The 1,932-nt window shown below is 71.9% G+C and carries 2 protein-coding genes; one reads left to right on the top strand and one right to left on the bottom strand.

Translation table 11 applies throughout. From position 1 onward, the window contains the following. A partial coding sequence (locus tag FJ251_15975) for a hypothetical protein (protein ID MBM4119198.1) occupies positions 1–1,012 on the bottom strand: 1,012 nt, incomplete at its 3' end. A gap of 55 nt (positions 1,013–1,067) precedes the next feature. On the opposite strand from FJ251_15975, the gene FJ251_15970 reads away from it, so the two are divergent. Next, a partial coding sequence (locus FJ251_15970; protein MBM4119197.1) for a hypothetical protein occupies positions 1,068–1,932 on the top strand: 865 nt, incomplete at its 3' end.

The following is a 1,932-nucleotide window of genomic DNA, read 5'->3' as shown; positions in this document are numbered from 1 at the left end:
CGATCGGCGCGCCGACGTCGGTGAAGTAGGAGCCATGGCAGTGGCCGCTGGCGCCGCCGCGCATGATCAGCGACTCCCCGCTACCGTTGCGGAAGGTGCAGTTCTCGACGCTCACCGCCGACTCGAAGTCCGCGACGAGACCGGTGTCGAAGTCCTCGCTGAGGCAGCCGATCAGCGCGAGTTCCCCGAAGCGGAGCGTGACCACCGTGTTGCAGGCGAGCAAAGCGCAGCCCTCGAGGACGGCACCCGTGCCCGTCCCCTGTTCGAAGCTGACAGCCACGTTGGCGTTGCGCACGACGCAGCGGGACATGGCCAGGCCGCCGGCGCTCGAGACGAAGTAGATGCCGTTCCAGAGGCCGGGCTCGTCGCTGGCCGGTCCGTAGTGCCGGAAGACGACGTCGTGGCTGCTGCTGCCCTCGACGCGCAGGCTGCCGCCGATGGTCAGGCGCGTGTCCGTGTCGCACCAGACGCTGATGCTGTCGCCCGCGCCCACGACCAGCGTGACGCCGGTCGGGATCTCGACGTCGCTCTGCATGACGTAGAAGGGCGCCTCGGCCTTGCTCCAGGTCACCTGGTCGCCGACCGGGGTGCCGTAGTCCAGCGTCGTCAGCGCGCGGCCGACCGGGATGTCCCGGTCCTTGCTGCCGGTCGCGACGCCGTCGCTGGCCGAGCAGGTCACGGTGAGCTCCCCGTACTGGCCCGCGGGCACGTCCCAGCGCACGGTCTTCGCCGCGTTGTCGGCGTTGTGGAAGTTGCCCGGGCCGCTCCAGCTGAGGGTCAGCGGATCGCCGTCGATGTCGGCGGTGACGGCCTGTAGCAACACGTTGAGGGTGCCCGCCGCGATCACCGGCTTGCCGCCGGAGATGGCGATCGAGACGATCTGGGGCGGATGGTTGTCGTCGCCGGGCGGCGCCGGCGACTCGGCGCAGGCGAGCGCCAGCGGGAGCCCGAGCAGGAGGAGCAGCGGCGAGCGGGGGCGAAAGCCCTTGTGAGGGGCGGTGCGCGGTTCCATACTGGCCTCCGGGACAGGTCCAGGACAAACATAGAGCTTCGTACCGTCCGCTACAATGCGGATTGAGGACGCCATGCACTCGCGCCGTCGCCGCTTCGCCGTGCTCGCCCTCCTGCTCGCCCTCGCCGGCGCTGCATTCGGCGCGGAGGCCCGCCGGCCCGATCTCGTGATCGCGCACACGAACGACCTGCATGCCCACTACCGCAGCTTCCCCGATCGCGACGGCGCGCTGCGCGGCGGCCTGGCGCGAATCGCCTGGCGCCTCGGCGAGCTGCGCGCGGAGCACGGCGAGCGCCTGCTCTATCTCGACGCCGGCGACCTCTTCGCGGGCACGCCCTTCTACCACTTCTACCGGGGCAGCCTGGGCATCGCGCTCATGGACCGCCTCGGCTGCGGGGCGATGGCCCTGGGCAACCACGAACTGGACGACGGCTATCTCAACTTCCTGCGCGCGCGCGTCGGCGCCCGCTTTCCCACCGTCTGCGCCAATCTCGGCTTCCCCGACGGCGAGCCCCTGCTGCCGGAGAGCGCGCTGCTCGCCGCCGGCGATCTGCGCGTGGAGGTCGTCGGTCTCATCGCGGCCGAGCTGCCCGAGCTCGTCGGCGAGGCCGCGCGCGGCGAGCTGCTCGTGCGTCCGCCGGCGCAGGCGCTCCGCGAGTGGCTCGCGGCCGCGCGCCCGGCGGCCGATCTGCGCCTCGTCCTCAGCCACTGCGGTCTCGAGGCCGACAGCGCTCTCGCCGCGGCCGTGCCCGAGATCCCCCTCATCATCGGCGGCCACAGCCACAGCTTTCTGCGCGAGCCCCGCCGCGTCGGCCCGGTGACCGTCTGCCAGGCCGGTTGCTATGGCTACAACCTCGGCGTGCTCGAGTGCTACCGCCGAGCCGACGCCAGCTGGGACTTCGCCTGGCGCAGCGAGCCCG

The sequence above is a fragment of the bacterium genome (assembly GCA_016873475.1).
In the GTDB taxonomy this organism is placed as follows: domain Bacteria; phylum Krumholzibacteriota; class Krumholzibacteriia; order JACNKJ01; family JACNKJ01; genus VGXI01.
The sequence above is the reverse complement of the archived record's forward strand: the minus strand, read 5'-3'. Positions and strand labels throughout refer to the sequence as shown.